Annotated in this window: 23 protein-coding genes; 5 read left to right on the top strand and 18 right to left on the bottom strand. The window is 58.8% G+C overall.

What is annotated here, in order from left to right:
* Positions 1-61: 61 nt before the first annotated feature.
* From AB5Y82_RS01880 to AB5Y82_RS01895, 4 genes are all read right to left on the bottom strand, one after another.
* Entirely contained in the window at positions 62-1336 is a 1275-nt protein-coding gene (locus tag AB5Y82_RS01880) for a lipopolysaccharide biosynthesis protein (RefSeq protein ID WP_368173578.1), read from the bottom strand.
* 217 nt (positions 1337-1553) lie between these two features.
* Positions 1554-2318 (bottom strand): CphA family subclass B2 metallo-beta-lactamase, encoded by a 765-nt coding sequence (locus AB5Y82_RS01885; protein ID WP_368173579.1) that lies wholly within the window; start codon positions 2316-2318, stop codon positions 1554-1556.
* 568 nt (positions 2319-2886) lie between these two features.
* Positions 2887-3291, bottom strand: coding sequence for a hypothetical protein (locus AB5Y82_RS01890; protein WP_150389583.1), 405 nt, complete (start codon positions 3289-3291; stop codon positions 2887-2889).
* Positions 3292-3394: 103 nt separating this feature from the next.
* Positions 3395-4519, bottom strand: coding sequence for a hypothetical protein (locus AB5Y82_RS01895; protein ID WP_368173580.1), 1125 nt, complete (start codon positions 4517-4519; stop codon positions 3395-3397).
* A 480-nt stretch (positions 4520-4999) separates the two neighbouring features.
* On the opposite strand from AB5Y82_RS01895, the gene AB5Y82_RS01900 reads away from it, so the two are divergent.
* A complete protein-coding gene (locus AB5Y82_RS01900) occupies positions 5000-5902 on the top strand; it encodes a hypothetical protein (protein WP_368173581.1) in 903 nt (300 codons plus the stop codon).
* Positions 5903-6005: 103 nt separating this feature from the next.
* Positions 6006-6470, top strand: coding sequence for a CesT family type III secretion system chaperone (locus tag AB5Y82_RS01905; protein WP_368173582.1), 465 nt, complete (start codon positions 6006-6008; stop codon positions 6468-6470).
* 96 nt (positions 6471-6566) lie between these two features.
* On the opposite strand, the gene AB5Y82_RS01910 is transcribed toward AB5Y82_RS01905, so the two are convergent.
* A complete protein-coding gene (locus tag AB5Y82_RS01910) occupies positions 6567-8270 on the bottom strand; it encodes an amidase (protein WP_368173583.1) in 1704 nt (567 codons plus the stop codon).
* Positions 8271-8407: 137 nt separating this feature from the next.
* Positions 8408-9505: an agmatine deiminase gene (aguA, locus tag AB5Y82_RS01915; RefSeq protein WP_368173584.1), complete on the bottom strand. Its 1098-nt coding sequence runs from the start codon at positions 9503-9505 to the stop codon at positions 8408-8410.
* A gap of 155 nt (positions 9506-9660) precedes the next feature.
* Here aguA and AB5Y82_RS01920 point away from each other — a divergent pair, with 155 nt between their 5' ends.
* Complete coding sequence (locus AB5Y82_RS01920) at positions 9661-10614, top strand: LysR family transcriptional regulator (RefSeq protein ID WP_368173585.1); 954 nt, start codon at positions 9661-9663, stop codon at positions 10612-10614.
* Between the two features lie 106 nt (positions 10615-10720).
* On the opposite strand, the gene AB5Y82_RS01925 is transcribed toward AB5Y82_RS01920, so the two are convergent.
* A complete protein-coding gene (locus tag AB5Y82_RS01925) occupies positions 10721-11287 on the bottom strand; it encodes a TetR/AcrR family transcriptional regulator (protein ID WP_368173586.1) in 567 nt (188 codons plus the stop codon).
* A gap of 199 nt (positions 11288-11486) precedes the next feature.
* Here AB5Y82_RS01925 and AB5Y82_RS01930 point away from each other — a divergent pair, with 199 nt between their 5' ends.
* Positions 11487-12524, top strand: coding sequence for an alkene reductase (locus tag AB5Y82_RS01930; RefSeq protein WP_368173587.1), 1038 nt, complete (start codon positions 11487-11489; stop codon positions 12522-12524).
* 114 nt (positions 12525-12638) lie between these two features.
* On the opposite strand, the gene rpoS is transcribed toward AB5Y82_RS01930, so the two are convergent.
* The 10 genes from rpoS to putP all read right to left on the bottom strand — a co-directional run bounded on the left by rpoS (position 12639) and on the right by putP (position 21102).
* Positions 12639-13622, bottom strand: a complete 984-nt coding sequence (gene rpoS / locus AB5Y82_RS01935) for an RNA polymerase sigma factor RpoS (RefSeq protein ID WP_005335504.1) — start codon at positions 13620-13622, stop codon at positions 12639-12641.
* A 45-nt stretch (positions 13623-13667) separates the two neighbouring features.
* Positions 13668-14738, bottom strand: coding sequence for a peptidoglycan DD-metalloendopeptidase family protein (locus AB5Y82_RS01940; RefSeq protein WP_111901390.1), 1071 nt, complete (start codon positions 14736-14738; stop codon positions 13668-13670).
* 9 nt (positions 14739-14747) lie between these two features.
* Positions 14748-15329 carry a YqaA family protein gene (locus AB5Y82_RS01945; protein WP_021229508.1) on the bottom strand — a complete coding sequence of 194 codons (582 nt, stop codon included), beginning with the start codon at positions 15327-15329 and terminating at the stop codon, positions 14748-14750.
* Positions 15326-15943, bottom strand: coding sequence for a protein-L-isoaspartate(D-aspartate) O-methyltransferase (locus AB5Y82_RS01950; RefSeq protein WP_005335507.1), 618 nt, complete (start codon positions 15941-15943; stop codon positions 15326-15328). Before AB5Y82_RS01950 ends, AB5Y82_RS01945 begins: the two co-directional genes overlap by 4 nt.
* Before the next feature lie 7 nt (positions 15944-15950).
* The gene (gene surE / locus AB5Y82_RS01955) at positions 15951-16712 is read right to left on the bottom strand and encodes a 5'/3'-nucleotidase SurE (protein ID WP_005335515.1); all 762 of its coding nucleotides are present in this window, start codon (positions 16710-16712) and stop codon (positions 15951-15953) included.
* Positions 16693-17751, bottom strand: coding sequence for a tRNA pseudouridine(13) synthase TruD (gene truD / locus AB5Y82_RS01960; protein ID WP_159144306.1), 1059 nt, complete (start codon positions 17749-17751; stop codon positions 16693-16695). Before truD ends, surE begins: the two co-directional genes overlap by 20 nt.
* A complete protein-coding gene (gene ispF, locus AB5Y82_RS01965; protein WP_040097825.1) occupies positions 17751-18227 on the bottom strand; it encodes a 2-C-methyl-D-erythritol 2,4-cyclodiphosphate synthase in 477 nt (158 codons plus the stop codon). The genes truD and ispF overlap by 1 nt, the downstream gene beginning before the upstream one ends.
* 146 nt (positions 18228-18373) lie before the next feature.
* Positions 18374-19066 (bottom strand): 2-C-methyl-D-erythritol 4-phosphate cytidylyltransferase, encoded by a 693-nt coding sequence (ispD, locus tag AB5Y82_RS01970; RefSeq protein ID WP_111901392.1) that lies wholly within the window; start codon positions 19064-19066, stop codon positions 18374-18376.
* A complete protein-coding gene (gene ftsB, locus AB5Y82_RS01975; RefSeq protein ID WP_005335520.1) occupies positions 19059-19376 on the bottom strand; it encodes a cell division protein FtsB in 318 nt (105 codons plus the stop codon). Before ftsB ends, ispD begins: the two co-directional genes overlap by 8 nt.
* A 208-nt stretch (positions 19377-19584) precedes the next feature.
* Positions 19585-21102, bottom strand: a complete 1518-nt coding sequence (gene putP / locus AB5Y82_RS01980) for a sodium/proline symporter PutP (protein WP_005354514.1) — start codon at positions 21100-21102, stop codon at positions 19585-19587.
* 325 nt (positions 21103-21427) lie between these two features.
* Here putP and AB5Y82_RS01985 point away from each other — a divergent pair, with 325 nt between their 5' ends.
* Complete coding sequence (locus AB5Y82_RS01985) at positions 21428-22321, top strand: DUF535 family protein (protein ID WP_111901393.1); 894 nt, start codon at positions 21428-21430, stop codon at positions 22319-22321.
* 69 nt (positions 22322-22390) lie between these two features.
* Here AB5Y82_RS01985 and AB5Y82_RS01990 read toward each other — a convergent pair whose 3' ends face one another.
* Positions 22391-23317 carry a L,D-transpeptidase family protein gene (locus AB5Y82_RS01990; RefSeq protein WP_005354531.1) on the bottom strand — a complete coding sequence of 309 codons (927 nt, stop codon included), beginning with the start codon at positions 23315-23317 and terminating at the stop codon, positions 22391-22393.
* Between the last annotated feature and the right edge of the window lie 171 nt (positions 23318-23488).

Here is a 23488-nt window from a genome sequence, read left to right on the forward strand (position 1 = left end):
AACCCATCCTCCCCTGCCAACCCCTTCTGCCCACAGATACTGCGAGCCTACGCAGCAACGGCTAGGGCGCCGTCGCCAGCTCGGGTGGCAGGGTACGCAGGATCTGCCGCTCTGCCAGGGTCGAGAGGATAAACATCACCATATAGCCAAGCCCCAGCGCCACGATAATCGCCACCACGTTGGCGGTGAACTCGGCCACCAGATAGTAGGCGGCGACCAGCGCCACTATGCCCGCCAGCCGGATCAGCAGGCTCTGGGTAAAGTAACCGTGGGCCTTGATGTAGGCGAGCTGATAGCCATTGAGCATCATAAAGATGAAGAAGATGGAGAAGTGGAACAGTACCGGCACAGCCCCCACGTAGTCGGCGGGGAAGAACAGCAGCACCAGCGGCTTGCCCGCCAACAGCATCAGGCCAAAGAAGGCCAGACTGACGATGGTGGAGAGACGGAAGATCCAGCTGCGGATCATCCTGATCTGGCGGTGATCGCCGTTGCGCAGATTGACCGCCAGCTCAGGCAGCACAAAGCGGTAGATAGGGAAGACAAACAGGGTGGTCATATAGGTGAAGATGGGGCGCACCACCACCTGAAAATCCCCCAGCTCGTCGAGGCTGAAGTGGCGGATGGTGAGCAGCACTGTGATGTAAATCATCAGGATGCTGGCCCCCGCCTCCAGGGATGCGGTAAAGCTCTTCTTCACATAGCTCACCATCTCGGGGCCGAGCGCCACCTTGGCGAGCGGCCTGGTGGCGATGGCCCGGCGCCGCGAAACATACATATAACCGGCGATGGCGAGCGACGAGAAGGTCAGCCCGTAGAAGAGCGAAGGGAGCGCATCCATCCCCAGCCCGAAATAACAGGCCATAAACAGCAGACCGTTGGCCAGCGGCTCCAGCCAGGTGACCCGGTTGGAGAGCTCATACATCCGGTACATGGCCACCAGATTGGTGAAGTAGACCTTGAGCCCCAGCCCGAAGATGACCCCCACCAGTTGCAGATACTCCACCCGGATATGGAGCCCGTGCTTGATATAGGGGATCACCGCCCCCCAGGTGAGCAGCACGATGCCAATCAGGAAGTAGCGAAAGATATTGATGATGTCCCGATCGTTTTTGGTCTGGGAGTAACTCACCACCATGGAGGAGCGAAAACCTGTCATCAGGATAAAAGAGAGGGAGATCAAATCCACCACGCTGTTGAACAGCGCCAGCTCCCCCTTGGCGACCCACTGCGCCAGCCACACCTTGAAGGCGAAGCCGATAACGATGCTGACCAACGAGGCCCACATCCCGGTGATAAAGGCCTGCTTGAGGCGCGCGAGAGAGGCGTATTGCATAACGAAAATGGATAACTTTCAGGGAAAAGAGAGAGGGCCATCTTATGAAAGCCCACCCCCCTTGAACAGCCTTAATCTCGGCGCACTCACAGCCACCAAAAAAAAACGCAAACGCAAAAGGCCCGCTTATTTCCTGCAAGCGGGCGTTTTGTGGTGTGCCGTTATGGCTGCTGATTGCAGCGATGGCACGGCTTGCTGCCAGTCTGTCGCGCAACCCTTATGACTGCGGCACTGCCTTGATCAGCTCTTCATAGTGATCAATCAACTCGGGGCCGTGCAGCGGCGAATCGTGGCCGCCAATCACCGTCTTGATCGGCAGCTTCATCGCCTTGAGCCGCTCGATGGTCTGCGGATAGGCCTTCACATTGGCAAAGCTCAGGTTGCCCAGCTTCTCCTTGAGGATGCAGTTGCCATAGAGCACCTGCTCGTCGGGGAAGTAGACAAAGATGCCGTCCGGCGTGTGGGCCGGGCCCGCATAGAAGGCGCGCAGCTTGCCCTCTTGCAGGGTGAAGTCGCCATCGTGCACCACGTTGGGCAGCACCAGCGGCAGATCCGGATACTCCGGCAGCCCCTTGCGGGTAAAGGCAACAATCTCGGCCCAGTCGCTCTTCATCAGATCCCGGGTCTGGCGGGTCGCCACCACCTTGGCCCCGATGGACTTCCAGTAGGCGTTACCGCCCGCACGGTCGGTGTGGTAGTTGGTGTTGATCACCTCCAGCACCGGCTTGCTGCTGACCCGTTTAATGAGCTTGTGCAGCTCGCGGGCGGTATCCGGCGTCCAGGTCGCCCCCACTACCGTCACCCCCTTGGCCCCGAAATAGACCATGGAGTTCTCTTTGACGTAGTAGTTATCCTCCACCACATAGACAGGGCCGCTCACCTGCTTGAGCTCGATCCCCGCCGCCCGCACGCTGCCCCCCCAGAAACTCGCCATCAGCACCACGGCCCCGGCCAACCCGCATTTCATCCAACCTTTCATCATCTTGCTCCCTCGAACCAACCGCCCCCTCGCCACCCCTGTGGCAAGCCGGGCCTTTTAAGCAGTGGGCAGAAGATACGGGGGATTTGTGAGGGGAAAATGCGGTTGTGTGAAGAGAAGGTGAAGTCAGGTGGAATTCAGAAAAAAATCAGGGGGAGATCGACTGCGAACCACGACAAAGATGGCGATTGGCGGTGCGCAGAGTGGAGAGTGGAGAGAGGTACAGGCTCAAAACGAACCGACAACACTGATAGCAGCCCCTCACCCTCACCCTCTCCCGATGGAGAGGGGATGGCCCGAGTCAATTCCAAACCCCCACCCGAACCTCGTACGTAAAGCACAATCAGCGGAGCCTATTTTCCCCCTTCTCCCCTTGCGGGAGAAGGGCTGGGGATGAGGGGGAGGTAACAATATGCCACATCATGTAGGGTCGATTAGCGCAGCGTAATCGTCCGTTTACCGCGAATAGCCTGATAGCAAGAGAAGCAGGAAACCCTGAACATCAGCGTCACCTCAACCCCCTTACTTTCGCGATCGTCAAAATATGCCTCGCTATTCTAACCTACAGCGCTTATAAATCATCATCAACTTCTTTTTCTGTTTTTAGCCTATGTAATCGCTCAACAAATTTAATGTTATTTACCATCACGGACAACATCGCTTTTATTTGATTTATACACAGAAATACTAACAACCAAACATTTAAAAATTTAATCTCAGGTATATAGTCAACAAAAAACGGATGATTTGAATAGAGCGCATATAAAAGACTATAAAATAAAGAACAAACAAGAACTGATGCCGAAGTAAAAATTATAATAACTAATGACTCAATTCTTCTGGTACTTTCCGTACCTTTTAATAAGGAAACCTTTGAAGGATTAGTAAATGATGTGATTGCCTCTGGGTAAATATAAGCGATCCATATACCTGCAATAGTAAATATTGCAGCAGATATATTCTGAAGAACCGACATAACTGATGATATACCTGAATATGACACATACTCAAAACAGCTGTATGCGACTAGTATACCCGCAATTAAATAGATAATTTGTGTCCTGAAAACTCTCAACATATCAGGCCACCACTGTTACCTTGTATTCATCTACTACATTTTCATTGTTTTTTTCAGTAAAACTAATTAATGACTTACGCTCTTTTAATAGTGAACCAAGAATTACTTTAGCTGGAAAGTAACTTTCATTAATTTTTTCATTTTTCTTGATCAGAATTTTCTTCCTTTCAACATATCGATCAAACCACTTTGTCGGCGCATCTCTACCATCCGTTTTAAACCCTACATTGTCCCACTTACTCCGAGGATCATGTTCCTCAGCATAGGTTTCCAGAATACCCTTTAATTCAGAAACAGTAAGAGACTCTTCTGATATAATCTCAACCTGCTTACTTCTGGATACCCTTTCATTATTTCCAGTTACTTTATCCCACATTTCAAACACCACATTTCTTTCTACTTTTTTAGTAGTTGAAATGGTTTCCCTAACAACAAGGTGTGATATATTTTTAGCAAGCTCAGCCAATGTTGCATCTCCAATTGATAATTCCTTCATATCAGCCTTTAATTTAAAGACCAAAGAAAAAGAACCATCATGTGATGTATACGATACATGTTTAGTAATTATTTCACGGCCTGCCTTAATATTTGGAATTGCGCTTTCTGTAGTCTTTTTCCTAGGGTGACTAACTCGTAAATCAATGCAGTTTTTTATAAATTTAACGACATCATCCGTATCAGATAATGAATGAGGGAATTTAATTGATGCGAGCAAATTAAGCGAAGGCATGAACCAATAATACATTGGCTGACCCAATATTAATTTTTTACCGCCAACACTAGCTTTTACAATATGTGAATCAGTGACTCCATCGCCGACCTTTGAATCTCCAATAACCCCATTAATGTTCCCATCATCTTTGCCAAACTTTTTCCAAAAAATAAATAGATAATCCCCCGTTACAGGATCATATTCCATAGATTTACAATATACTTTGGTACGATATGGATGAGTTTCTACATCCCACGGGATTGTTTGCTCTACCTCCCGTCCTTCTAACCACTTTGTCACCAGTGACAACGTATCAGCAAGAGATCCTTCTATTAATTCTTGAGCTTTCTCTTTCCTCTGTCGATAAAAGCCACATTGAGACACATCGAAAAATGTGATTAATCCTTGCTCCATGATTACCTCTATATAGAACTTTAATTTTCTAAGGCTAACACAACCCATATCGTTCTCATACAGATACCAATTAAAATTATCAATAAGTATGAATTTCAACCAGAGCTGTCACGCCCATTTTGTAACGTAGATGTAAGTATTAGTTTGAAAAATAAATAATCAGCTAAGCCGTTCACTAGATAGCAATAAGAAAACCACCCGCATCGTGCTGGTGGTTATTCATTATCTGAGAATGAACCCGAGATATTTAACTCATAACAGCATTCACCCCAACGGCGGCGTCCGCGGTGGCACCCTTCGCGTGCTGCCGGTGAACTCAACGCCGAGGCAACACAGCAAACTGTTCCCCTCTCACCCACGACCAGTACAGACACGCCCCAAACTAAAATAGTGCAACCATGGCTAATAAACGGCGTTTTCACTGACGGGTATGATGCAGGCCAGATGTATCGCTTGTTAGTGAGATAAGGAACCAAGGTCATGGCTATTCATGGAGCTACCCCGGTGATGCTGAAGGCTATCGACAGCCTGCAGCTCGCCAACGTCAATCCCGGCAGCAATCAGAAGCTTGCCCTTCATCTGGGTGAAGGCAAGGAGTACACCATTCATATCGGCAAGAGTGGGGATGTCTCCGTACAACGGGACCTGGCCCATTTAAGCACGCTGGGCCGAATCAAAAATGCGGTGGTCGATTTCTTTAGCCGCGCCGCCACCAAGGGGGAGAGTGCGCTCACCACCCGGGCCACTCAAATTCAGTCCGAGGTGCAGCGGCAGCTGACCGAACTTGGCCAGATCAAGAAGCTTGTACAGCAAGCCTTTAACCAGCCCGTCAACGAGTTCAAGAACGAGGCCCAATATCTGAAGCCGGGTAGCGATCCCAAAACGGCGACCATGGCCGACATCACAGATGCCAACAAGAAGCGCCTCGGTCTGGAGACGCTGGATAAGGACTCCCTGAGCTTTGTGCAGCAGCACTTCTCCAGCTTTATCAACGGTAAAGATGCCATCTTCAGCATGCTGAGCAGTCGGGTGATCGAGCGGACGATCGCCCTGCACGAGTCACTCTCGGGTGAGGCACTCAGTTCGGCGTTGAATACGCTGGGCCATGAATCGGAGGCGTTCAACGCCAAGGTCAATGCAGAGTTCAATCGCAGCTTCGTCCAGCTGTTTGAGCAAAGAGCCAACGCCGAGCTGGACGCCCTGACCGAGGCAAACACCCGCGCCAACAAGACCTCACCGCTGGTCGAAGAGCGCACTGGCTCATCGGACGGGGAGAACGTCGCCGCCAAGATGAAGAAAAGCGTGCGCTTTAACGACAATCCGGTGAGCGATGTCCGGGTGTTCGAGCTGGAAGAGGGCCGAGCACTCAATATCAAGGTGTAACCCTTGCCATGAATATGGATGACGGCCCGCTCGGTGGCGGGCCGTCTCTTTGTGATCGTGCCCTGCCCCTTCGAAGACGACCGGGCAACCGGACTGGAGTGTTGTGTTGGATATCTATCAGAAAATCGTGGCCGAGCTGTCGGTCGAACCGCTGGCCTTCGATGAAAACGGCGTCTGCACGTTCGAGATCCAGCGAACAGCAGAGGAATCGAGCGCCCCCTTTGTGGTCAATATCGTGGCTCAGCCCGACGAAATGGCGCTGGTGCTCTCGGTGACCACGGCGAGCGATCTTCCCGCGCGCCTGTCTCGCGAATTGTTCCTGCGTTTTGGCGAGCATGCCCTCGCCCCCTTGCGCCATGGCTACGGAGTCGGCATCTATCCCGGCACCGAGCGGGTATCGTTTTTCTCCCGGATAGCGCTGGGGAGCTATCGTCCGCAGCAGATCAGGGAAAGCCTCGCCGATCTGCTGGAGAAGGCCCACGAGTGGGAGGCCAGCTTGTTACAAGATGAGCAGACCCCGCCTGTGACAAAAAGCGAAATGGGTGCGGGCCAGAACATCCGGGTGTGATGGCCAAAGCCAGAAAATGGACGAAAAAAGAGGGAGGCATGATGCCTCCCTCTCTCTTTGTGCCTGACCTAACAACAATCAGGCCAGCTGTAGCGATCAAGCCAACGGCGGCGTCCGTGGCGGCACCATCCGCTTGCTGCCGGTGGACTCGAAGGCCGAGGCGAAGCGCAGCAGGTTGTTGTCGTCATAGGCGCGACCGGCGAAGGTCAGCCCCACCGGCATACCGATATCGGCCATCACCCCCATGGGGACGGTAACGGTCGGCACGCCGAGGTGGCGAATGGCGAGGTTGCCGTTGGCAACCCAGATGCCGTTACTCCAGGCGATATCGGCGGAGGCCGGATTCACATCAGCATCAGCCGGGGCGACGTCGGCGACGGTCGGGAACAGCACGGCGTCGAGCTTGAGCCCGTCCATCCAGTCTTCCAGATCCAGCTTGCGGGTCTTCTCCAGCCCACGCAGGCCATCCGGCACTGTGACGATCTCGTCCCAGGATTTCAGGCCGCGCTTGGCCATATTGACGTACTCGTCCATGCCCGCCGCCAGATCGCCCTCGCGGTTCGGCAGGGTGCCCGGATCGTGGGGGAAGATCTTCGGCCCATCGACATCCTCAAGCTTGTTCAACTTGGGATCGCCGTTGGCGCGCAGGAAGTCGTCGAACGCCCAGCCGGAGAGCTCCCACAGCTCGTCGTTGAGGAACTCCGGGCTCACGATGCCGCGGTTGAACACGGTCGGCGCGCCGGGTCTGTCCCCTTCGCAGTTGGAGACCAGCGGGAAGTCCACTTCGATAACTTCGGCGCCAGCGGTTTCCAGCGCCTGACGAGCCTGCTCCCACAGCGCGATCACGGTCTCGCGGGTATGGATGCGCTGACCGGTCGGGCCGCCGATACCGGGGTTTTCGCTGGTGCCGGCCAGTTCATCCTTGTTGATAAACATGCGCGGCACGCCGAGGCGCTTGCCCTTGAGGGCATCGGCCTTGGCTGCCAGCTCCAGATAGGAAGCCGGACGCACTTCGGAGGCCTTGGGCAGCTTCACCCAGGGCTGCAGGCGCCACAGATCGCCACGGGTGTCGGCATCGTCGGCCACTACCACGTCGAGCACTTCCAGAAGATCATTCATGGTGCGGGCATAGGGCACCACCACATCCATGGTCGGAGTCAGCGGCCAGTTGCCGCGCACCGAGATGACGCCACGGGACGGGGTGTAGGCACACAGACCGTTGTTGGAGGCAGGGCCTCGGCCGCTCGACCAGGTCTCTTCGGCGAGACCAAAGGCGGAGAAGCTGGCGGCGGTGGCGGTACCGGCACCGTTGGAGGAGCCGGAAGCAAACGGCGCGGTCAGGTAGTCGGCGTTGTAGGGGCTCTCGGCACGGCCATAGACGCCGCGCTGCATGCCGCCATTGGCCATCGGTGGCATATTGGTTTTGCCAAGGCAGATGGCACCGGCGGCGCGCAGCCGCTCAACGGTAAAGGCATCGCGCTGGGCCACCAAATCCTTGAAGGCCGGGCTGCCGGAGGCGGCAGTCAGCCCCTTGACCAGATAGCTGTCTTTGGCGGTGTAGGGGATGCCGTCGAGCGGCCCCAGGGTTTCGCCACGGGCGCGGCGGGCATCGGAAGCTTCGGCTTCTTTCAGCGCATCGGGATTGGCGACCACCACGGCATTGAGTTTGGTGGCAGTCTCTGGGCCGTTGTAGGCCTCGATACGGGCCAGATAGGCCTTGACCAGTTCGACCGCTGTGGTGCGGCCTGATTCGAGCGCGGCACGCAGCTCGGCAATGGAAACCTCGGTCACTTCGATCATTTAGGATCTCCTGTAAAAGGGTGACTGTTTGTCATGATGATCGCCGCATCTGCGCCTGCGACCATCACACCATCAAGAGATAAAACCCCACGGCGTGGGGTTTTGAATACCAACCTCAGCTGGCTTGGAACAGGTTCTTACTTGCCAGAAGGAATTTGCTGAGTAATGCAGTGAATATTGCCACCGCCCAGCAGGATCTCGCGGGCCGGTACGCCGATCACGGTGTGGTCGGGGAAGATCTCTTCCAGAATGCGCTGGGCTTCGCCATCGGTGGCAGCATCCAGCAGCGGGTAGACGATGCGATCGTTGGTGATAAGGAAGTTCACATAGGAACCGGCCAGACGGCCTTCTGCCTCGCGCGGTACACCGCTGCCGCTCTCGACACCGGCAGACTCCTCTTCAGTGCAGAACAGCGGGCCCGGCTGGGGCAGCTTCCACACTTTCAGCTTGCGACCTTTGGCATCGACCGCCGCTTCCAGCACCTTGAGGGCGGCCACGGAGCGGGCGTACTGGGGATCGTTCTGGTCGTCAGTCCAGTGCAGGGCCACTTCACCCGGACGCACGAAGCAGCACATGTTGTCGATGTGGCCGTCGGTTTCGTCCATATAGACGCCTTCGTCCAGCCAGATAAAGCTGGTGACGCCCAGATAGTCGCGCAGGTGAGCTTCGATCTGCTCTTTGGTCAGGTGCGGGTTGCGGTTTTCGTTGAGCAGGCACTCGGCGGTGGTCAGGCAGGTGCCTTCGCCATCGACATGGATGGAGCCCCCTTCCAGGATCAGCGGCGCGTCGTAGCGAGCCATGCCGTGCTGGGCCAGCATCTGGGCAGCGACCTCTTCATCCTGATTCCACGGGTAGTAGAGACCACCCTTGTGGCCGCCCCAAGCGTTGAAGCCCCAATCCACCCCACGGCACTCGCCGGCCGCGTTGGTAACGATGGTGGGGCCGGTATCGCGGGCCCAGCAGTCATCGCTGTTCATTTCGACCAGGGTCACATGGGCGGGCATGGTGGCGCGGGCCTGCTCCATAAACTGGGCCGGTACCCCCATAAAGACCGGAGTCGCACCACCGATGGCATCGGCCACCTTGGCGAAGGTCTCTTGCGCGAAGCGACCGGCTACGCGCCAGTTGTCCGGGCGAAACGGCCAGATCATCCAGACGGCCTGCTGGTGCGCCCACTCGGCGGGCATGGTGAAGCCGTCGGCGGCCGGCGTGGAGTTAATGGTCTTGATGCTCATCGCAAGGCTCCTTGCATGGATTGAGGCCCCCGTTTACGCCCGATGCGGCGCGGGAACCCGGAAAAATAAGAGTGGGTCGCAGATTAAGACGTTGCGCCCCCATCCATCAAATGAATAGGATGGATTGTCCCATAAACACGGCGAATAATCCCCCCATGAAACTGCACCAGCTCGACCTCAATCTGCTGCTCGCGTTTGACGCCCTGATGACGCAAGGGAGCGTCACCCGCGCCGCCGAGGCGCTCTTTATCAGCCAGCCCGCCATGAGCCACTCCCTAAACCGGCTGCGCACCTTTCTCGGCGACCCGCTTTTGGTACGCACCCCGCAGGGGATGCTGCCGACCCCGCGCGCCCAGCGGCTGCATCTCGGGGTGCAACAGGCGCTGCGGCTGCTGGAGCAGCAGCTCACCGAGGAAGAGGAGTTCGAGCCGAGCCAGTCGAAGCGGCGCTTCGTGCTCTGCACCACAGATTACGTGGAGTGCGTGCTGATCCCGCCGCTTATTCAGCGGCTCAGACGGCTAGCGCCGGGTGTCACCATCGAGATCCGCATCCTGCGCGACACCCTGCCGGAGGTGGAGCTGGCAAGTGGCGAGATCGATCTGGTGCTGGGCTTTGACGAGTACATGCAGGTGCCGGGGTATCTCGGCAAGGAGACCTGGCTCACCGAGCCGCTGGCCGGACTGGTACGCGCCGATCTGCCGATTGCCAAATCGGCCCCCGCCAGCACCGAGGATGACCCTTCCCAATGGATGGAGCGCATCACCCTGCAGCAGCTTATCGCCATGCCCCATGTGTTCCACTCGCCCCTTGGCACCTCGGAGGCGAGCATCGACCGCTATCTGAAGAGTCAGGGCTTTAGCCGCACCATCTCGGTCAACAGCCAGAGCTATATGTCCGCCGCCGCCATCGTCAGCCAGAGCGATCACCTCTTGGTGCTGCCCAGCATGGTGGCCGAGCTGCTCGCCACCCACTGGCCGCTGAAAAGTCTGCCGCTGCCCGAAGATGTGCCGGATTATCACCTCAACTGCGTCTGGCATCCCGTGCACGCGCAGCAACCGGCGCTGGTATGGCTGAAAGATTTGATGAAGGAGCTGGTGGGGCCGAGGTGAGGCCGCAGCGTCTGGCATCAAAGGTTGATGGAAAAGCCGAGGAAGGGCTGAGACCAGAAACAACAGTGGCTCCCAAGGGAGCCACTGTTGTTGCTGCGGTATCGCGTTACGCCCGCAGGGCCCGCATCAGCTGGGCAACCACGTCGTCGAGCAGGGGGCGATCGGGGCGGCACTGGGCGAAAGTGACCAGCCCTTGCAGGTTGATCAGCAGCAGTGCAGTGAGGGTGTGGATATTGCTATCCGGGGCCAGTTCACCCTTGGCCTGCGCCTGTGTCAGCAACTCGGCCAGATCCTGCTCCAGCTCGCCATAGATCCCCTTGACCCGCTGGGTCAGCTCCTCATCCTGCTCGCTCAGCTCCATCATGGTGCGGGTCACCAGACAGGAGCCGCAGAGCGCCTCCCCCACAATCCGGTCGAGATAGGCCGCAAGGCCCGCCAGCGGGCTCGGGTTGTCGAGCAGGGAGCGGCGCAGGGTGCGTTTACCCTCGACATAGTGATCCACCGCCGCCAGCAGCAGGCCGCGCTTGTTGCCAAAGGCGCCGTAGATGCTGCCCGGGTGCAGGCCGGTGGCGGCCACCAGCTCCTGCATGGTGGTCTTGGCATATCCCTTGGCGCGAAACGCTTCCATGGCATTTCGCAGTACCTCTTCCCGATCAAACTCGGCTATGCGCATGGTTCCTCCCGTGGGAAATGGTTCACCGGCAAGGGGCAACAGGGCCCGCCGATAAAGAGTGGCTGGAAAGGGCGGCAAGTTTACCCCAGCCGCCCGCTCGGGCCAACCTTCTTGAATGCGCATTCAAAAAAAGCTTGCGCCCGACGCAAAAAACGTCTTGAATGCACGTTCAAGAATAACCCGTTCAGGACAACCTATCATGAATACCCTGTTTCAGCCGTATCGACTCAATGACACTCTGACCCTGGCCAACCGTTTCATGATGGCCCCGCTCACCCGCTGCATGGCAGGCCCAGGTCTGGTGCCGACCGAGCAGATGGCTGCCTATTACGGCCGCCGCGCCGACATCGGCCTGATTGTTTCCGAGGCCGTCATCATCCGCCCCGATGCGCAGGGCTACCCCAATACCCCGGGCCTCTTCACCCAGGCGCAGATCGATGGCTGGAAGAAAGTGACCAGCGCCGTGCATGCCAAAGGCGGCAAGATCTTCGCCCAGCTGTGGCACGTCGGCCGCCTCTCCCACCCCTTCTTCCATCAGGCTGAAGTGTTGGCCCCCTCTGCCGTGGCGCACGAGGGCACTGTGCCCCGCATGCGCGAGCTGACCTATCAGGTGCCGCGCGCCCTGACCGAGGCGGAAATCGCCCAGCTGGTGCTGGATTACGCCCAGGCCGCTGCCAACGCCATCGAGGCGGGCTTTGACGGGGTGGAGATCCACGGTGCCAACGGCTACCTGATCGACCAGTTCCTGCACCACTCCACCAACCTGCGCACCGACAACTACGGTGGCAGCCCGGAAAAGATGAGCCGCTTCGCGCTGGAAGTGGTTGATGCCATCAGCGCCCGCATCGGCGGTGATCGGGTTGGCATTCGTCTCTCCCCGGGTGCCTATGTCCATCTGGCTGGCAGCCCGGAAGATCGCGCCGTGTTTGACTACCTGCTGGGCAAGCTCAACGATCGCCCGCTGGCCTATATCCACCTCGGCATCTTCGATGACAACCTCACCTTCGATTATCTGGGTGGCCGCGCCTCCGACTATCTGCGCGTCCACTACAAGGGCAATCTGGTCGGGGTGGGCAACTACGACGCCGAGCGCGCCGCTGCGGCCATCGAGGCCAACCGCTTCGATCTGGTGGCCATCGGTCGTCCGCTTATCGCCAACCCGGACTATCTGGCCAAGGTGAAAAATGGCGAAGCGCTGGTGCCCTACGCCGACACCATGCTGGCCGAGCTGGTATAACCGCGAAGCCATCGCCAGACGACAGGCAATAAAAAACGAGGGGAGCTGTTGCTCCCCTCGTGCTATCTGGCTGATGCCGCATTCCGTTGGTGCGGGCTTAATTGGTGCGGATGCTTAATTGGTACGAAATAGCGCCTCGATGGAGAGCCCCTGGCTCAGCAGGATCTCCCGCAGACGGCGCAGCCCCTCCACCTGGATCTGGCGTACCCGCTCGCGGGTCAGGCCAATCTCGGCTCCCACATCCTCGAGGGTGGCCGGCTCATAACCCAGCAGACCGAAACGACGGGCCAGCACTTCCCGCTGCTTGGGATTGAGCTCCTCCAGCCAGTGGACAATGCTGCTGCGCATATCATCTTCCTGAGACTCCAGCTCAGGCCCCATGCCGCGTTCATCTGAAAGCACATCCAGCAATGCCTTGTCGCGATCGCCACCGATGGGGGTGTCCACTGAGGTGATCTTCTCGTTGAGCTTGAGCATGCGGTTCACGTCATCCACCGAACGATCCAGCGCGAAGGCGATATCCTCGGCGGTCGGTTCATGATCTAGACGGTGAGAGAGTTCGCGCGCGGTGCGCAGGTAAACGTTTAACTCTTTGACCACATGAATGGGCAGACGGATGGTGCGGGTCTGGTTCATGATGGCCCGCTCTATGGTCTGGCGGATCCACCAGGTAGCATAGGTAGAGAAACGGAAGCCGCGCTCGGGGTCAAACTTCTCGACCGCACGGATAAGACCGAGGTTGCCCTCTTCGATAAGATCCAGCAGCACCAGGCCGCGGTTGTTGTAACGACGGGCGATTTTCACCACCAGTCGCAGGTTGGACTCGATCATGCGCTTGCGGGCGGCTTTGTCCCCCCGCAAGGCACGACGGGCGTAGTAGACTTCCTCTTCGGCAGTGAGCAGCGGGGAGAAACCTATCTCCCCCAGATAGAGTTGCGTGGCATCCATCACCTTGTTCAGTTCCGGTGCCAGCAACTCATCGGAGATAGTCTCGTCCGCCTCGGCGGCTACCTCCTGCAACTCTTCTACCTCGTGAGATTCGGGTTCAGCGTCAAACTCTAACTCTGCATCCTGCATTACCAGTTGTTCTTGGCTCATGGTGTGTCTCCCTGACGTTACCAGAGTAAGACGGTCTCTCTGGGGTTAACGCTTTGGCAAATAGCTCATCGGATTGATCGACTTGCCTCTGTACCGGATCTCGAAATGCAATCGCACATCCGGCGCGTCCGTGCTACCCATGTTGGCAATGACCGAGCCCCCCTTGACGCTGTCCCCTTCCTTCACCCGCAACTCGTCGTTGTGTGCGTAAGCGGAGAGATAGTCATCATCATGCTTGAGGATAATCAGCTTGCCGTACCCCCTTAAAGCACTGCCAGCGTATACCACTTTACCGCTGCTGGCGGCGTAGACGGGTTGCCCCTTCTGGCCGGCTATGTCGATCCCCTTGTTACCCTGTTCTGCAACAGAGAACCCCTCGACAATCCGGCCTTTTGCGGGCCAGTGCCAAGCAAGTCTCGACTGGGAGTTGTTTGTTTTTTGTTCTTTTACCTGAGCGTATTCCTTCGGTGCTGCCGGAGCAACGGATTTCTGAGAGATGAACGGCGTGGTCTGACCAGATCCACTCGGCTCGGCCAACGGACGCGGACCGCTGCTCGGACGGCTCACGGCCACCGGCGTTACGGTTGCCGGACGAGTCGCAGCCACCATCTGGGTCGAACTACCGCCTGCGGTCTGGACATTGAGCACCTGACCCGGTTGCAGCGCATAGGGGGCGCTCAGGTTATTGCTCTGGGCCAGCGCCTGCGGTGTCATGCCGAACTGGCGGCCGATGCTGCTCAGGGTATCGCCGCGACGCACCTCATAGGTACCGGCACTGCGGCTGCTGCTCATGCTGGCGCTGGAACCATCGAGTCGCAGTCGCTGCCCCGGATAGATGTTGTAGGGCGGACTGATGTTGTTGAGGCTGGCCAGCGACGGCACGTCGTTGCCGGAGTTGAAGGCGATAGAGTAGAGGGTATCGCCCCGCTTCACCACATAGCTGCCGCCCTGAATGGGGGCGCTGACCTGGGCACCGCTTTGGCGAGCCGGAATGGTCGAGACAAACTGCCCCTCATCAACACCATCTACCGGAGCTGCATTTTTACTGGAGGAGCAGGCAAGCAGCAGCCATGACAACACCACGACACTGCTTCCTTGCCAAATACGCGAACGCATAATGGATCCTTAACGACTAAACCAGAAATAGGCCACCACGGCCAGACCAATACAGAGCCAACCGAGCACATCTACGTAGTGCATCAGTTTGCGTTCCATCTTCTCGCCACCCCAGCGCATCAGGCCCGCAACCAGGAAAAAGCGCATGCCACGACCGATGAGGGAGGTGATGATGAAGGGCAGCAGAGCCATTTGCAACAACCCTGCCGTCACGGTAAACACCTTGTAGGGGATAGGGGTGAAGCTGGCAATGAAAATGACCCAGATCCCCCACTGCTCAAACCAGTTGCGAGCGATCTCGATCTTGTCCTGATAGCCCACAGACTCCACCAGTGGCAGCACGACCGGATCCCACAGGGCATAGCCAAGGGCATAGCCAAACAGGGCGCCCAGCACAGAGAAGAGGGTAGCCAGCGTAGCGTAGTGCCACGCCTTATGGGGCTTGGCGAGCGCCATCGGTGCCAGCATCACGTCCACCGGGATCGGCCAGAATACCGACTCGATGAAAGCGGTGATGGAGAGATACCAGGGGGCATGCTTGTGGCGAGCCCACTGCATCACCAGTACGTACAAACGGGAAAACAACTTCACTCAACATCTCCGTCAATCAGGGGAACAAAACGTACCGGCTCCAGAATACGGCTGGTCAGCTGGGATCCGGATCGTTCGATCAGTTGCAGGGTCTGCTGGCTGTCACCCACGGGCAACACCAGTCGGCCCCCTTCGGCCAGCTGATCGGTGAGCGCCGTCGGGATCTCGCTCGCCGCGGCCGTCACCAGAATGGCGTCATAAGGCCCCTTGTTGGGCCACCCCAGCCAGCCGTTGCCGTGCTTGGCCGAGACATTGTGCAGATCGAGCTGGCGCAGTCGGCGTCTGGCCTGGAACTGCAGCGACTTGATCCGCTCCACGGTATACACATGCTCCACCAGATGGGCGAGGATCGCCGTCTGGTAACCGGAGCCAGTGCCAATCTCCAGCACATGGGCCGGATTGTTTTGCATCAGCAACTCGGTCATTCGCGCCACCATATAGGGCTGCGAAATGGTCTGGCCGTGGCCAATGGGCAGGGCTGTGTTATCCCACGCCTTGTGCGCCATGGCCTCGTCCACAAACAGCTGGCGCGGCACTTTCGCGATGGTCGCCAACACGCGAAAATCGCGAATATCCTGCGCGATGAGCTGATTTAACAGGCGCTGTACTATCACACCACCCTCATCCCTGCAGATCTAACCAGGCCCCCAGACCGGCGAGACTGTCATAGGCAGTCATGTCGATGGTCAGAGGGGTAATCGAGACATAGCCCTGCTCGATGGCAGCAAAATCGGTGCCTTCACCGGCATCCTGCTGGCTACCGGGGGGGCCGATCCAGTAGATGGGCTGGCCACGGGGATCCTCGGTGCAGATCACCGACTCCGCCCGGTGGCGGTTGCCAAGGCGGGTGGTCTTGATCCCCTTGATCTGCTCGAGGGGCAAGTCCGGCACGTTGACGTTGAGGATCTGATCGGCAGGCAGGGGGTGTTTCATCAGCCCCTTCACCAGCAGGGCCGCATAGTGGGCCGCCGTGGCGAAGTGGGTCTTGCCTACCAGCGAGATGGCGATGGAGGGGTAGCCAAGATGGCGCCCCTCGGTGGCCGCGGCGACCGTGCCCGAGTAGATGACATCATCCCCCAGGTTGGCGCCGTGGTTGATGCCGGCCACCACCATGTCGGGTTCAGGACGCACCAGCTCGTTGACCGCCAGATGCACGCAGTCGGTCGGCGTCCCCTTCACCGCATAGCTCTCGCACCCATTAAAGCCGTTTTCTGCAATGCGGGTAACCCGCAGCGGTACTTCCAGCGTCAGGGAGTGACTCGCGCCGCTGCGGTTGCGATCCGGCGCCACCACAATGACCTCGCCGCAGGCGCGCAGCGCCTCGCTGAGGGCACGAATCCCCTCGGCATGCACACCATCATCATTACTGACCAGAATTCGCATCGGTCTGATTCCTGAAACCGTGATCGGCCTCTTCGGCCTGCATTAACTCGCGCACCACGCTGGTGGCAAACGCGCCCGCCGGCAGGAAGAAGGAGAGGGTCAGCGCCTCACCGTCCAACTGCCAGCTCATCAGCTCCGGCTTGAGCAGCAGGGGGCGCCTGTCCTGATCCAGCCCGGCTTTCTCCAGCCCGTCACACCAATCGCTGTAAGGGGCCAGCACGCCCTGCTCGAACTCGGCAGCGGCACCCTGACTGGCCAAACGGCCACGGCCCCACTGGGGCGCGGTAAGCTGCACGTCGCCGGAGGCAAGACGCGCTTCCAGCTCGGGGGTCACGTTCTCTTCGCTGAAGATGGAGTGGCTGCCCTTGAGCATCACGCAATCACCGGCCAGCAGCTGATGGGCCAGCCCCTGTTCGATACGGGCGCTGACGATGGCGTTGAACAGCATGCTGCGGGCCGCAGAGAGGTAGAGTGAGCGCTTGTTGCGATCCTTGATCCGCTTGCCGGCAAACATCGCCTTGGCCGCTTCCAGGTTGTTGCCATCGCGGCCAAAACGCTGCTCACCATAGTAATTGGGCACGCCCTGAGTGGCGATGGCCTGCAGGCGGGCTTCCAGCCCGTCGGCCTGTTCCAGACCGGTGAGACGCAGGGTGAAGTGGTTGCCCTTGAGGTAGCCAACCCGCAATTTGCGGTTGTGACGCCTGGCTTGCAGGATCTGGATGCTGTCGCTCTCGATAACCGACAAGTCCGGCTCGGCCTTGCCCGGCAGATGAATGCCAAACCACTGCTCGGTCACCGCGTGGCGATCTTTCAGGCCCGCCCAGGTCACCGCATTGCGGTTGACCCCGGCCGCATCGGCCAGCAGACCCGCCACCCAGGCGGTGTTCTCGCCGGTTTTGCGCACCCGGACGAAGATGTGCTCCCCTTCACCGCAAGGCTCAAACCCGAGATCTTCATTGACCACGAAGTCGGCGGCCTCGGCCTTGAGGATACCGCGGGCAGTGGGCGCCCCGTGCAGATAGGCAAGTTGTTCCAGCATTATTGTTTCACCAGTAGGACGACGGCTTCGGTGGCGATCCCTTCCTTGCGCCCCGTAAACCCAAGCTGTTCGGTGGTGGTCGCCTTGACGTTCACCCGGTTCAAATCACATTGCAGATCGGCGGCCAGCACGGCGCACATGGCGTCGATATGGGGGGCCATTTTGGGGGCCTGGGCGATGATGGTCACATCCAGGTTGCCGATGGCATACCCCGCCTGCTGTACCCGGGCAAAGACATCACGCAGCAGAATGCGACTGTCGATCCCCTTGAACTCGGCAGCGGTATCGGGGAAGTGGCGACCGATGTCACCGGCACCAATAGCCCCCAGCAGGGCATCGCTCACCGCGTGCAGCACCACATCGCCGTCAGAGTGGGCAACCAGCCCCTGCTCGTAGGGAACCGGCACGCCACCCAGCATGCAGGGGCCAACACCACCAAATTTATGAACATCAAAACCATGACCAATGCGCATCATCAGCGGCAACCTCCCAACATGCTGAAACCAACCCCATCAATTTTGTGTACGTCCACACCATGTCCAATCCGGATCATGCTAACTCCTTGTTCGGGCCTGTTTGTTCGAGACACTCTGCTCTGAACGGTCTGTTCTGACTGAGGGGCTTATGCCTGCTTGCTTAAAAACAGCCCCGCCAGCGACAAGTCTTCCGGCCGGGTCACTTTGATATTGTCGGCGCGCCCCTCCACCATCCGCACCGTGAATCCGGCCCGCTCCATGGCGGAGGCCTCGTCGGTGATGGTGGCGCCCAGCAGCAGCCCCTCTTCCAGCGCCCGCTTCAGGGTACGGGTCGGGAACATCTGCGGCGTCAGGGCATGCCAGAGCTGCTCGCGCTCGACGGTGGCGATGATATTGCCCTCCCCATCGGAGCGTTTCATGGTATCGCGCACCCGACTGCCGAGAATGGCACCGCCACAGTTCATGGCCGCGGCAATCAGCGCATCGAGATCGCCGTGAGTCAGGCAGGGGCGGGCCGCATCGTGCACCAGCACCCACTCCCCTTGCGCCACATGGAGACCATTGAGGACGGAAAAGGCGCGCTCGGCGCCTCCCTCTACCCGCACAATCCGCGGGTCGGCCGCCACGGACAGGGCCTCGAACCAGCGATCATGGGGCGCCAGCGCCACGATCACCTGGGCGATGGCCGGGTGGGAGAGCAGCCGCTCCAGGGTATGTTCGAGAATGGTTTTACCCGCCAGTTGCAGGTACTGCTTGGGGCAATCGGCCCCCATCCGGCTGCCGATACCGGCGGCAGGGACGATCGCCGTCAGGCCGGATACCCGGCAGGCATCAGTCATCGTAGGGCTCATCGTCCGGCGCTGTCTCTTTGTCTTTCTCTTTGGGGATGATCCGGTAGAAGGTCTCCCCCTGCTTGATGTAACCCAGATCGTTGCGCGACAACTCCTCGATGGCCTCGAGGCCAGAGGTGAGATCATCTATCTCGCGGTAAATGAGGTCGTTACGATCCTTGAGAGTCTGGTTGTCCCGCTGTTGCTGCGAGATGGCCTCCGACAGGTTCTGATAATCGGATAGCCCGTTCTTCCCCAGCCAGAGGTCATATTGCAGTCCCCCCAGCAGGAGGATCAGGATCAGGGTGAATAGCCGCATGCACTAGGTCTCCTTCAGGCGGCCTAGTGTCCCATATTCGGTGCCAAGACAAAAGAAAGCGAGCACCCGGGAGCCACCGGCCGAACATAAAAAAGTGCCCAAGAGTGAATCAGATAGCACAAAGCCCCGCCAAACCGGCGCAAGGATGGCCAACCAGGGCGCTCCTTGTCCGGGGGCGGGGCTCTCAATCAGAAAGCGGTAAGGGGGATCAGTTCACCGCGACCGGCTCTCCCGCGCTCTCGGCCGGAGTGTTGTACTCCTCCTCGGCATCGCGGAAACGCTCCAGCATCGCTTTTGAGGGCGCTTCGCCAAGCAGACTGCCCACCACGATGGCCAGCAGTGCGAACAGGAAGCCCGGAATGATCTCATACAGTCCCAGCCAGCCGAACTGCTTCCAGACGATGACGGTGATGGCACCGACCAGCATGCCCGCCAGCGCGCCGTTGCGGGTCATTCGCGGCCACAGCACCGAGAGCAGCACCACGGGGCCAAAGGCGGCACCGAAACCGGCCCAGGCGTAGCTCACCAGCCCCAGCACCCGATTTTCCGGATTCATGGCGACGGCGATGGCAATCACCGCGATCAGCAGCACCATCAGGCGACCCACCCACACCAGCTCACGCTGGGAGGCGTTCTTGCGCAGGAACGGCTTGTAGAGATCCTCGGTGATGGCGCTGGAGCAGACCAGTAATTGACAACTTAGAGTGCTCATCACCGCCGCCAGAATGGCGGAGAGCAGCACACCGGCGATCCAGGGGTTGAACAGGATTTTGGAGAGCTCGATAAAGACCCGCTCCGGGTTGCCGGTCACTCCAGCCGCTACTTCCGGGAAGCGGGCAAAGTAGGCCAGACCGAAGAAACCGATGGCCACCGCACCAGCGAGGCAGAACACCATCCAAGTCATGCTGATGCGACGGGCATTGGCCATGGAGTGGTGGGAATCCGCCGCCATGAAACGGGCCAGAATGTGGGGCTGACCGAAGTAACCAAGGCCCCAGGCCATCAGCGAGACAATGGCGATCACATCCAGATTCTTGAACATGTCGAGGTTGGTGGCGCTCTTGGCGGCCACCTCGATCATGGCGCTGTCCACCCCGCCGACTGCGATGATGACGAAGACCGGGGTCAGGATCAGGGCGAAGATCATCAGGGTCGCCTGCACCGTGTCGGTCCAGCTCACCGCGAGGAAGCCGCCGAAGAAGGTGTAGGTGATAGTGGCGGCGGCACCGACCCAGAGGGCGGTGTTGTAATCCATGCCGAAGGTGCTCTCGAACAGACGGGCACCGGCCACCACGCCGGAGGCGCAATAGATGGTGAAGAAGAGCAGGATCACCAGCGCCGAGAGAATGCGCAGCACCTTGCTGTGATCTTCAAAGCGGTAGGTGAAGTAGTCCGGCAGGGTCAGGGCGTTGCGGTTCTTCTCGGTATGTACCCGCAGGCGGCCCGCTACCCAGCGCCAGTTGAGGTAGGCGCCGATCACCAGACCGATGGCGATCCAGCTCTCGGAGATGCCGCTGACGAAGACGGCGCCGGGCAGGCCCATCAGCAGCCAGCCGCTCATGTCGGAGGCGCCGGCAGAGAGAGCGGTAACCCAGCTCCCCATCCGGCGACCGCCCAGAATGTAGTCATCAAAGTTGCGGGTGGCGCGATAGGCGACGAAGCCGATCAACACCATTCCGAGGATATACACCAGGAAGGTGATTAACATGGGTGTGCTAGCTGTCATGCAAAACTCCGTTTTGTGTCATTTTCTGCCCGCTCTGGTGACGGGCTCATCCCTAAAAAACCGGCCTAGCTTAATCAGCCGCTCGCGCCAGCTCAACCACTTTTAACAAATACAAAACACAATAAAAACCTTTGCGCATCAAATCATCTGCCGCATCAAGAGGATGGCGCCAGATTTCCTGCCGTGGCCGTGGTGGTCATCTCGCAGCGCCAGCCGCTACTGAGCGTTATGTTTTCACATTTTGTTACTATCCATTTTTTACAAGCCAGCGCCCCGCTCCTACACTCCCCGCCCTGTCTCATCACACCAGCCAGAGGTCGGCACCATGTCATCTCATCTGTCACACCTGCGAACCCTCGCCCGCCGCCTTCACCCGGTGGAGGAGTCGGGTCATCTCATCCGACGGGCCAAGTATGTGGGGCGTCTCTGGCTCAATCCCGGCGCCCGCGCCCTCTATCGTCAGCAGCAGGAGCAACCGCTGCTGGCGCAGGCGATCAGCCGCTTCCCCGATATTCTGGAAAAGCCGATCCACCCCTATCGCCACAAGGGGCTCCGCAAGCGCCTGCGAGCCGGGCTTATCAGCGGCCACTACCAGCAGTTGGCACGTCAGCTGCCCAAGGCGCAACAACTGGCGATCTACAGCGGGCGCGGCCTGCTGCTGGCCCAGTGGCAGAGCGACAAGCTGACGGCCCCCCTCACCCTGCAACTGGATTACCAAACCCACATGGGCAAAGAGGGGGAGATGAGCCTGACCCTCAAGCTGGGTGACGCGGCGCTCTATTACATGGCCCTCAATCTGCGCCCCGCACCGAACCCGACCCTCGAGATCTGCTCGCTGCAGGGAGGCAAGGGCCAGAGCGAGGAGATCAAGCAGGTCACCAAGGCGTGCGGCGGGCTGCGCCCCATGTCGCTGCTGGTCTATATGGCTGCCGAGCTGGCCCGGGGGCTGGCGTGCAAGAGCTTGCTCGGGATCCGCACCCAAAGCCACGTCTATCAGAGCAGCAAGCGCACTGCCGATCGGGTCAAGTTCGATCTCGACGGCTTGTGGCAGGAGCATCAGGGCTGCGTGCAAGATGAACTCTGGATGAGCCTGCCGCTGGAGGTGCCCCGCAAGACGCTGGAGGAGATCCCCTCCCGCAAGCGGGCCAGCTACAAGGCGCGCTATCAGCTGCTCGATCAGCTCGGCAGCGAGCTGCAGACAAATCTGCTGCGAAGCTGAGTCAACCTAGCAGAAACAAAAAGGGCGAACAGCATGCTGTTCGCCCTTTGTCGTGACGGGGATTTGCCGTTAGCGGTTGATCGCCATCGGCATGCCGTTGCGCTGCTCCAGCGCCTGCTTCACCAGTTGGGAGTCGCTGTCGGCGTGGGCAATGAAGCGGGTCACCGCCGGGGTCATCGGCAGCGGTGCCGGCAGCTTGGAGTTGAACTCCTCTTCGCTGCGCGACAGCGGCTGATGCACTTCCAGATAGCGGACACCGTTGGGCTCGAGAGAGGCCTTGATCGGCTGGTTGACGAACTGGACGCGAGTACCGACCGGTACCTGCTTGAACAGGTAGGCGATGTCGTCGTTGCGCAGACGCACGCAACCGTGGCTCACCCGCAGGCCGATGCCGAAGTTGGCGTTGGTGCCGTGGATGGCGTACATCTTGCCGATGTAGAGGGCAAACAGACCCATGGGGTTGTCCGGGCCAGCTGGCCATACCGCAGGCAGGCTCTCGCCACGGGCGGCATATTCGGCATGCATCTTGGCGGTCGGGGTCCAGGTCGGGCCCGCTTTCTTGCGCTGCACGCTGGTCACCCAGTTTTCCGGAGTATCGGTACCGAGCTGGCCGATGCCAATGGGCAGCACTTCCACCACTTTTTTACCCTTGGGGTAGTAGTAGAGGCGCATCTCGGCCACGTTCAGCACGATCCCTTCACGGGGTGCATCCGGCAGGATCAGTTGCTGGGGGATCACCAGCTTCTCGCCGGTCTGTACCAGCAGGGGATCCGCATCGGGGTTGGCTTCGGTCATGTTGGTGAGCCCCAGCTGGAATTTGGCCGCAATGGCCTCCAGCGGCTGGCCGTTCTCTTCGGCCGGAACCACATATTCCAGATTTTCCCCTACCAGACGGCTGTTGGCCGCAGGCAGAGCATATTCAACAGCGAAAACCGGCGCAGCGGTCAGCAGCAGGCTGTAGCAGAGTGTTGCCACACTATTGCGAAGGAGCTTCATAACTTTCCCATGATGATGACTTGAAGTGACGTCTCTGGGCTGGCAGCTGATCAAGAGGGGATCAGGGGCGCGAAGAGAAGGCCGCCATTTTTCTCCTCTGCACGGCAAATTTCAACTGACAAGTGGCGACGGGTCGATGATTAATATACGGTTTTTTCCGCGTCCCCGACC

Source organism: Aeromonas sp. s13, assembly GCF_040907905.1.
GTDB classification, from domain to species: domain Bacteria; phylum Pseudomonadota; class Gammaproteobacteria; order Enterobacterales; family Aeromonadaceae; genus Aeromonas; species Aeromonas veronii.

Bases quoted from the DNA above. Each gene is read 5' to 3' on its own strand.
- rpoS (WP_005335504.1), bottom strand. From the start codon at position 13,622: ATGAGCCAAGAACAACTGGTAATGCAGGATGCAGAGTTAGAGTTTGAC.
- surE (WP_005335515.1), bottom strand. From the start codon at position 16,712: ATGCGAATTCTGGTCAGTAATGATGATGGTGTGCATGCCGAGGGGATT.
- AB5Y82_RS01940 (WP_111901390.1), bottom strand. From the start codon at position 14,738: ATGCGTTCGCGTATTTGGCAAGGAAGCAGTGTCGTGGTGTTGTCATGG.
- AB5Y82_RS01890 (WP_150389583.1), bottom strand. From the start codon at position 3,291: ATGTCGGTTCTTCAGAATATATCTGCTGCAATATTTACTATTGCAGGT.
- ispF (WP_040097825.1), bottom strand. From the start codon at position 18,227: ATGATGCGCATTGGTCATGGTTTTGATGTTCATAAATTTGGTGGTGTT.
- AB5Y82_RS01925 (WP_368173586.1), bottom strand. From the start codon at position 11,287: ATGCGCATAGCCGAGTTTGATCGGGAAGAGGTACTGCGAAATGCCATG.
- AB5Y82_RS01895 (WP_368173580.1), bottom strand. From the start codon at position 4,519: ATGGAGCAAGGATTAATCACATTTTTCGATGTGTCTCAATGTGGCTTT.
- ftsB (WP_005335520.1), bottom strand. From the start codon at position 19,376: ATGCGGCTATTCACCCTGATCCTGATCCTCCTGCTGGGGGGACTGCAA.
- AB5Y82_RS01880 (WP_368173578.1), bottom strand. From the start codon at position 1,336: ATGCAATACGCCTCTCTCGCGCGCCTCAAGCAGGCCTTTATCACCGGG.
- aguA (WP_368173584.1), bottom strand. From the start codon at position 9,505: ATGAGCATCAAGACCATTAACTCCACGCCGGCCGCCGACGGCTTCACC.
- ispD (WP_111901392.1), bottom strand. From the start codon at position 19,066: ATGACTGATGCCTGCCGGGTATCCGGCCTGACGGCGATCGTCCCTGCC.
- putP (WP_005354514.1), bottom strand. From the start codon at position 21,102: ATGACAGCTAGCACACCCATGTTAATCACCTTCCTGGTGTATATCCTC.
- truD (WP_159144306.1), bottom strand. From the start codon at position 17,751: ATGCTGGAACAACTTGCCTATCTGCACGGGGCGCCCACTGCCCGCGGT.
- AB5Y82_RS01920 (WP_368173585.1), top strand. From the start codon at position 9,661: ATGAAACTGCACCAGCTCGACCTCAATCTGCTGCTCGCGTTTGACGCC.
- AB5Y82_RS01900 (WP_368173581.1), top strand. From the start codon at position 5,000: ATGGCTATTCATGGAGCTACCCCGGTGATGCTGAAGGCTATCGACAGC.
- AB5Y82_RS01930 (WP_368173587.1), top strand. From the start codon at position 11,487: ATGAATACCCTGTTTCAGCCGTATCGACTCAATGACACTCTGACCCTG.
- AB5Y82_RS01885 (WP_368173579.1), bottom strand. From the start codon at position 2,318: ATGATGAAAGGTTGGATGAAATGCGGGTTGGCCGGGGCCGTGGTGCTG.
- AB5Y82_RS01985 (WP_111901393.1), top strand. From the start codon at position 21,428: ATGTCATCTCATCTGTCACACCTGCGAACCCTCGCCCGCCGCCTTCAC.
- AB5Y82_RS01910 (WP_368173583.1), bottom strand. From the start codon at position 8,270: ATGATCGAAGTGACCGAGGTTTCCATTGCCGAGCTGCGTGCCGCGCTC.
- AB5Y82_RS01990 (WP_005354531.1), bottom strand. From the start codon at position 23,317: ATGAAGCTCCTTCGCAATAGTGTGGCAACACTCTGCTACAGCCTGCTG.